Here is a 7173-nt window from a genome sequence, read left to right on the forward strand (position 1 = left end):
CTTCCCCGGCCTTGCCGGGACTCCGCCTTCGCTACGCCTCTTGACCTAATCGACCTAATAACCCCTTTCTACCCTACTCTACCCTCTCTACCCTCTCTACCCTATCTACCCTTTCTACCCTCTCTACCCTATCTACCCTTCCTACCCTCTCTACCCTATCTACCCTCTCAGCCTATCGATCCCGCTTCGCTACGCCTCCCCCCAAAGTTAACACATTTTTAAACCCTCCTCTCCATTTCATTAAAAAAGAACACTTTGAACTCATCAAAAAAAATCCTATTTTACCGTCCCAAACTAAACTCAAGATGAAGCCATTTACCTTCCTATTGTTGGTCCTTTTCGGGGTACTCTCTCCACATTCTGCCATGGCAGAAAGCAAAAAAAAACGCCAAACAAACCGATATAATCCTCATTAACTCCTACCATCCCACCTTTAAATGGACCAAAGACCTGACCGAAGCCATCGTTGCTGAACTTCCCGAAGAAGAGGGCTACCGCATATCCATCGAGTATATGGACACCAAACGGTTTAACAATCCAAGGCATTTTGAGGCCATGACAAAATACTTCAAAGAAAAATATCACACCATCGATGTGGAAGGTATTATTTGTAGTGACAATCATGCCTTTGAATTTGTACTAAAGTATGGGGTGGAAATATGGGACGATGTGCCGGTTACCTTTTGTGGGGTCAACAACATCAGAGAATTTGACATTGACACTGTTAAATATAAGGGTGTTGCAGAAGACATCAACATTGCCGCCACCCTGGAACTCATCAACACCCTCCACCCCCAATTAGAGGAACTCATTGTCATATCCGACTCCACCTTAAGCGGCCTGCTTTTTATGGACCAGTTCCGGGAGGCCATCAACACCAAGTCCTACCCTTTCAGACACAAAACCATACACGCCATTTCGGCCAGGCAACTGGGCGCTGATCTCAGTCAAATAGCCCCACAAAACAAAGCTATTTTACTATTAAGTCTGTACATCCCACGAAATGGCGCCACCCGCGACATGATTCAGGAGGCGGATTTTATCCGAGATCGCCTAGATGTCCCCATCTATGGGAATTGGGATTTCTTGTTTGGAAACTTTATCACAGGCGGGGTCATTATTACGGGGCGCGACCAAGGACTTAAGGCCGCGCAAATCATGAAATCAAGATTGACGGACGCTTCTGAAACGGTGCCATTCCTGACACTCACACCAGAATCCAAAATCATCGATTATCAACAATTTGACTATTACCAACTGGACAGCACCTTACTCCCCCCTGATGCAATCGTCATTAATCAGCCGCTAAGCTATCTGGACCGGTACAAGGAAGAAATCATAGTGGTTGGACTCATATTGGGATTTTTGATACTCATCATCCTTTTCTTACTAAATATTATTAATCAAAAGAGGCAGGTAGAAAAGCAGCTCAAGAAAAGCGAAAGCCGCCTCGAACTGGCATTGGATGGCGCTCATGTGGGGCTTTGGGACATTGATTTTTTTAAAAACGATATCTTCCTGAATAAATGGGTTTCGCACCTTTTGGGGTACGAAACACCTGACCAACTTCACTTCAACTTAAAAAACTGGGATTCCTATTTCCATCCGCAGGATATTGAGCAACTTAAGGAGTCTTTTATGATGCACGTATCAGGCATCAACGCTTCTTTTAGTGGTGAAGTGCGCATTCGAACGGTGGATGACACCTTCAAATGGTTTTCCATGCATGGAAAAATCACGGAGGTCATTGACCAGAAACCTGCAAGAATGGTGGGCATTTTAATGGACATTCACTTTCAACGGGAATTTGAAGAGCAACTGCGCATGGCCAAAGAAAAAGCGGAAGAGAGTGACCGACTAAAATCCTCCTTTCTGGCCAATATGTCGCACGAAATCAGGACCCCCATGAACGCCATCCTTGGATTTTCTGACATTCTCATCAACGGCACCTTTCTCACCCATGAAGAATCCGAAAAATACCTGCAACTCATCAGAGCCAGCGGAGAAAGTCTGCTCACCCTCATCAACGACATCATTGATATTTCGAAAATTGAGTCGGGGCAGTTTTCGTTGAACAATGAGACCTTTGATCTTCATGTACTGCTCGACAAGTTAGAACAAGTGGCGCATACCATCCTATCTAACAAAAGTAAAGAAGTCAAATTCATTCTTGAGAAGGAGAATAAGAGTCCAAGTCTTTTGATAACGGCCGACCAGTACCGGGTGGAACAAATCATTAACAATCTGGTAAGTAATGCCATCAAATTTACTTCCAGCGGTTCCATTGAAGTGAGTTACGGCATCAAAGAAAACAAGAATATTGTCTTCAAAGTGAAAGATACCGGTCAGGGTATTGAGTTAAAAAACCACCATGTGATATTTGAGCGCTTCAGACAAATAGACCCGGGCCCCAACAACAATATGGGAGGTACCGGCTTGGGTCTTGCCATCACCAAAAGTCTGGTCCATTTAATGGGCGGCAAAATAAGTGTAGAATCAGCATTGGGCAAAGGGGCCTGCTTTACCTTCAATGTTCCCTGTAAAATCCATTCCACCTGAAATCCGGGAGTTTGGTGCCCCTCGAAGCTTAGGCTTTGTTATTTTTCAAAAGTCGGGGATAGACAAAATATTCGGATCGCCCCTGCCCCACACTCATATCTTTCCAGTCCGTAATAGAAAAGGCAATAACAGAACTCGCACAGGTGGGATAATGATAGAAATCTTCCCGCGTCAACAACATACTCAGTGTGGCCATGTCCGGATTATGCCCTACCACCATGACGGTCCCGGCATTGCCGGCTAAACCGGCAATAGCGTCCAGCATGCGAGCGGTGGTGTCTCCATCGTAGACAAACATGGCTTCCTTGATGTCATCCTCAGGAATGCCATAGGTCTCCGCATAAATGAGGGCCGTCTGAATGGCTCTTTTGGCGGGACTGGCAATTAATACATCCGGCACATAATCCTTGTCTTTTAAATCACCGGCCACGAGGGACGCATCACCCCGTCCCCGCTTTTTAAGCTTCCTTTCAAAGTCGGAGGCAGCATCTGTCAAAGGCTCAGTCTTGGCATGACGCACCAAAATTAATCTCTTCATATTTTTTAATTTTACACTATAACGGCTCCTTAGATACCAGCATTTTAAAGGTATCCCATTGGGCCCTGATTTGGTCAGCGTTACCAATTTCTATTCGGTCATGCCCCAGCCGCTCATTAATCAACCGCGCTTTCACATTGTCGCGCAACTGAAGATTAATAATATCAAAAATCTCCTCCAAAATTTCTTCATCCTCTATGGGAAAGGTCGTTTCAATACGACGCATCACATTTCTGTTCATCCAGTCGGCCGAGGTCAAAAAGACCTCCTTTTTTCCATTGTTGCCAAAAATCCATAACCTGGCATGCTCCAGATAACTATCCACCAACCGGACAATTCTGATATTCCTGCTAAAGGGCTGATTGGGCACCACACAGCAAATACCCCGGATAATTAAATCAATTTTCACACCGGCCTGGCTCGCTTCATAAAGCTTATTGATCAAGGGTTTATTCTGAATACTGTTCATTTTCAGAAGAATGTATCCTTCCTTCCCTTTGGATGCCCATTCAATCTCACGGTCGATACGCTTTAGAAGTTCGTGCTTAAAATTGAACTGAGTGACCAGCAACTTCCTAAATATCGGAATAACTTCTTGATTTTCAAAATACTCAAATAATTCCTCCAAATCAAAAACATAGTCCTCCTTACAGGTAAAAAAACCATGATCGGCATATAACCGGGCCGTCTTTTCATTAAAATTTCCGGTGCTTAAATAGGCATAGGACCGCTTGCGGATATCTCCGCTCCTTCGCAAAACCAAAGCCATTTTGGCGTGGACTTTTAATCCGGGCAGACTATAAATGATTCGTATTCCGGCATCTTCCATCAATCGGGCCAATTGAAGATTGTTCTCCTCATCAAAACGTGCTTTCACCTCCACAAAAACCGTCACCTTCTTTCCGTTGCGGGCCGCACTAATCAGGGAGTTGACCACCGCGGAGTTACTGGCCACCCTGTACTGGGTAATTTTTATTTCCACCACCTTGGGATCCTGCGCCGCCTCATTCAAAAAACGCAAAACATAATCAAACGATTGGTAAGGATAATGCAACATCCGGTCCTTTACCTTAATGGCATTGAACATGGAGCCATACTTTTCCAACTCATGCGGGTGAATAGACGGTGGGTGATTCAATTGATGATGGGGCGAAAACGGATTGGGAAAACTAAAGAAATCCTGAAAATTGAGATAACGCTCACCTGCCATTAAATCTTGCTTTAAAAAGCCAAAGGTCTCCTTTAAAAAGCCCAGGAAATCGGCAGGCATGTCCCGGTCGTAGGTAAACAAAGTTGGCTCACCGACTTTACGCAAACCGATATTACGTCTAATTTTCTCTACCAGATTACCACTGAATTCATCCTGAATGCCCAAATCGGCATCACGCAGCAACTTCACACAGTAACTGGAATCAATGTCGTAACCCGGAAAAAGTTCCTGCAGATTAAATCTGACCAGATCATCTAAAAACACGAAGTAATAACGGTCATTTTTATCCGGAAGTCGGATAAACCTTGGCAAATCGTTGGTCGGTAGCTTTACAATCGCATAGCGTGCCCTTCGTTTCTTCAACTTATCCTCGTTATTGGTGCTTTTTTTTCTGTACAGCCGAATGGCCAAATACAATCTGTTATCCCTTAAAAAGGAACGAGTTCCACGCGTTAGCAAAACAGGCTGCAAGTAGGGAATCACTTCCCGATAAAAATAATTACGAATGTATTGTTGATGCTCCGGATCATTGGGCAAATCACCCTGGTACAACATCAGTCCTTCCTGATATAAGCCGGCCAATATTTCACCGTGGAATATATGGCTGAATTCCTGAAGATGTTCATCCACAATACGGTTGATTTCCTGAAGGACTTTGACCGGGGAGGCACCCTTTATATCTTCTAATTCATCGGGGTCCACATTGTATTTATACTCCGCCACACGCACTTTGAAAAACTCATCCAGGTTAGATGAGTAGATAGCCAGAAATTTTAACCGCTCAAACAAGGGCAATGATTTGTCCTTCGCTTCCTCCAACACTCGGTAGTTGAAAGCCAACCAGCTTATATCACGATTAAAATATTTTGGCAAATACCCCATACCCGAATTTTTTAAAACAAAATGCTTCAATCTAAACTCCAATCTGCTCTGCTTGTTCACGCAGACATCCAATTTCGGCTGCCCGGGCAAAGTATCAGAGTAGAATTACCCTAAAATATTAAAAAAAAGGCACATCTTGGTTGTTTTTGGGGGAAAGTTTTCAATTACCTGTCAGCCAATTCAATGACTTCCATATCTCTTATATCACCCTGATCGAGTGTAAACCGAATGGCCGTCCGCACCGTATGGAAACCATACTTACCTGCGGCTCCCGGATTGACATGCAGGAGTTTGAGTGAAGGGTCATTGATGACCTTAAGAATATGGCTGTGTCCGCAGATAAAGAGTTTGGGCGGATGGGCGAATATCTGCTGTTTGATTTGGGGAGCATACTTCCCCGGATAGCCGCCTATATGCGTGATCAATACATCCACACCCTCGCAGCTAAACCGCTGAACGGCAGGAATACGCCGACGGAGTTCCGCTCCGTCAATATTGCCATAGACCGCCCTTACCGGTTTAAAAGCCTCCATAGCATCGAGCACCAACTCTGAGCCAATGTCGCCGGCGTGCCAAATCTGATCGACTTCACGAAAGAGCTCGTAAAACTTGGGATCAAAAAAAGCATGTGTATCCGATAATAAACCGATCTTTTGCATAGCTATAAAGCCTAAAACTCATTGATTCTACCAATTAATAACCCCCGAACCCACAAGTTCTTCCCCATCATAAAGCGCCGCAAACTGTCCGGCCGTTATCCCGCGCTGCGCCTGGTCAAAGACAAGAAACAGACCGTTTTCACGCATGTGGGCAACGCCGTCCTGCAAAGGCTGGCGGTAGCGTATGCGCAGATTATAACGACGACTTTCGCCGACTTTCAGGGCCAAATCGGGTCGCACCCAATGCATCTCCTCGGTATTCACTTTTAAAACAGACCTGAAAAGTCCGGGATGCTCCTGCCCCATCCCCACATAAACCTGATTGTAGTCCACATTGATGCCAATGACAAACAAGGGCTCGGGAAACCCGCCTATATTGAGACCCTTCCGTTGTCCGATGGTATAAAAATGGGCCCCGTTATGTTCCCCGACCTTTTGGCCGAAGCGCGGATGAAAGGGAAAGGGCTTCGATAAATCTTCCAATGATTCATCGGAAGGATCGGCTTGGGCCGACTGCCAATCGCGGGCAAACAGTTCGCTATCATCCGGGATTAAAAAAACACGACCCGTTTGGGCTTTCAATTTTTGCTGCAAGAACACCGGCAAATCGACCTTTCCTACAAAGCAAATACCCTGGGAATCCTTTTTATGAGCCGTGATCAGTTTCAATTCACCGGCAATGCGGCGCACATCCGGCTTCTGCAAATCACCAATGGGAAACAAGGCCTTTTCGAGTTGCTTTTGCGATAATTGGCATAAAAAATAGCTCTGGTCCTTGTTGGGATCCAAACCCGCCAGAAGTCGGTGCACCGGCCGTCCCTCCACCTCAATGGTTTCCTTGCGACAATAATGTCCCGTGGCCACAAATTCCGCCCCCAGTTTCATGGCCTCGGCCATGAAGACATCAAACTTAATCTCGCGATTGCAAAGCACATCCGGATTGGGCGTCCGACCCTTTTCATACTCCGAAAACATATAGTCCACCACCCTGCTGCGGTACTGTTCACTCAAATCCACAAAATGAAACGGAATGTCCAGCTTTCGGGCCACAGCTTCCGCATCGAACTTATCATCCAGCCAGGGACAATCCGCCTTCAGAACCCCCGTGGTATCGTGCCAGTTTTTCATGAACAAACCAAGCACCTCATACCCCTGTTCTTTTAGTACGTACGCCGCAATACTGGAATCAACTCCACCCGACAAGCCCACAACTACACGTTTCTTTTTTGATGTCATTTCCACAAAATTTTTAGACTGCAAAGATACAAAATTTTAACCAGCCACAGGGAGGGGAGTGGGTTAATAGGTCGATAGGGTGTTAGGTC

General features: G+C 45.5%; 5 protein-coding genes. 1 reads left to right on the forward strand and 4 read right to left on the reverse strand.

The genetic code is table 11. The features are described 5' to 3' along the window. Positions 1-513 precede the first annotated feature (513 nt). Positions 514-2559, forward strand: a complete 2046-nt coding sequence (locus JCM15548_RS19635) for a sensor histidine kinase (protein ID WP_083985274.1) — start codon at positions 514-516, stop codon at positions 2557-2559. A 28-nt stretch (positions 2560-2587) separates the two neighbouring features. On the opposite strand, the gene JCM15548_RS19640 is transcribed toward JCM15548_RS19635, so the two are convergent. The 4 genes from JCM15548_RS19640 to mnmA form a co-directional block, all read right to left on the reverse strand. Then, a complete protein-coding gene (locus JCM15548_RS19640) occupies positions 2588-3097 on the reverse strand; it encodes a SixA phosphatase family protein (RefSeq protein WP_062128822.1) in 510 nt (169 codons plus the stop codon). Positions 3098-3113: 16 nt separating this feature from the next. Continuing rightward, on the reverse strand, positions 3114-5189 hold the full coding sequence (ppk1, locus tag JCM15548_RS19645; RefSeq protein WP_062128824.1) for a polyphosphate kinase 1: 2076 nt from the start codon (positions 5187-5189) through the stop codon (positions 3114-3116). A 164-nt stretch (positions 5190-5353) separates the two neighbouring features. Further along, positions 5354-5848, reverse strand: coding sequence for a metallophosphoesterase family protein (locus tag JCM15548_RS19650; protein ID WP_062128827.1), 495 nt, complete (start codon positions 5846-5848; stop codon positions 5354-5356). 27 nt (positions 5849-5875) lie between these two features. Next, positions 5876-7084, reverse strand: a complete 1209-nt coding sequence (gene mnmA, locus JCM15548_RS19655; RefSeq protein ID WP_062128830.1) for a tRNA 2-thiouridine(34) synthase MnmA — start codon at positions 7082-7084, stop codon at positions 5876-5878. Positions 7085-7173 lie beyond the last annotated feature (89 nt).

Source organism: Geofilum rubicundum JCM 15548, assembly GCF_000974365.1.
GTDB lineage: Bacteria > Bacteroidota > Bacteroidia > Bacteroidales > Marinilabiliaceae > Geofilum > Geofilum rubicundum.

Excerpts from the sequence above, each read along its gene's own strand:
- JCM15548_RS19635 (WP_083985274.1), top strand. The coding sequence starts at position 514 with ATGGACACCAAACGGTTTAACAATCCAAGGCATTTTGAGGCCATGACA.
- JCM15548_RS19640 (WP_062128822.1), bottom strand. The coding sequence starts at position 3,097 with ATGAAGAGATTAATTTTGGTGCGTCATGCCAAGACTGAGCCTTTGACA.
- ppk1 (WP_062128824.1), bottom strand. The coding sequence starts at position 5,189 with ATGGGGTATTTGCCAAAATATTTTAATCGTGATATAAGCTGGTTGGCT.
- JCM15548_RS19650 (WP_062128827.1), bottom strand. The coding sequence starts at position 5,848 with ATGCAAAAGATCGGTTTATTATCGGATACACATGCTTTTTTTGATCCC.
- mnmA (WP_062128830.1), bottom strand. The coding sequence starts at position 7,084 with ATGACATCAAAAAAGAAACGTGTAGTTGTGGGCTTGTCGGGTGGAGTT.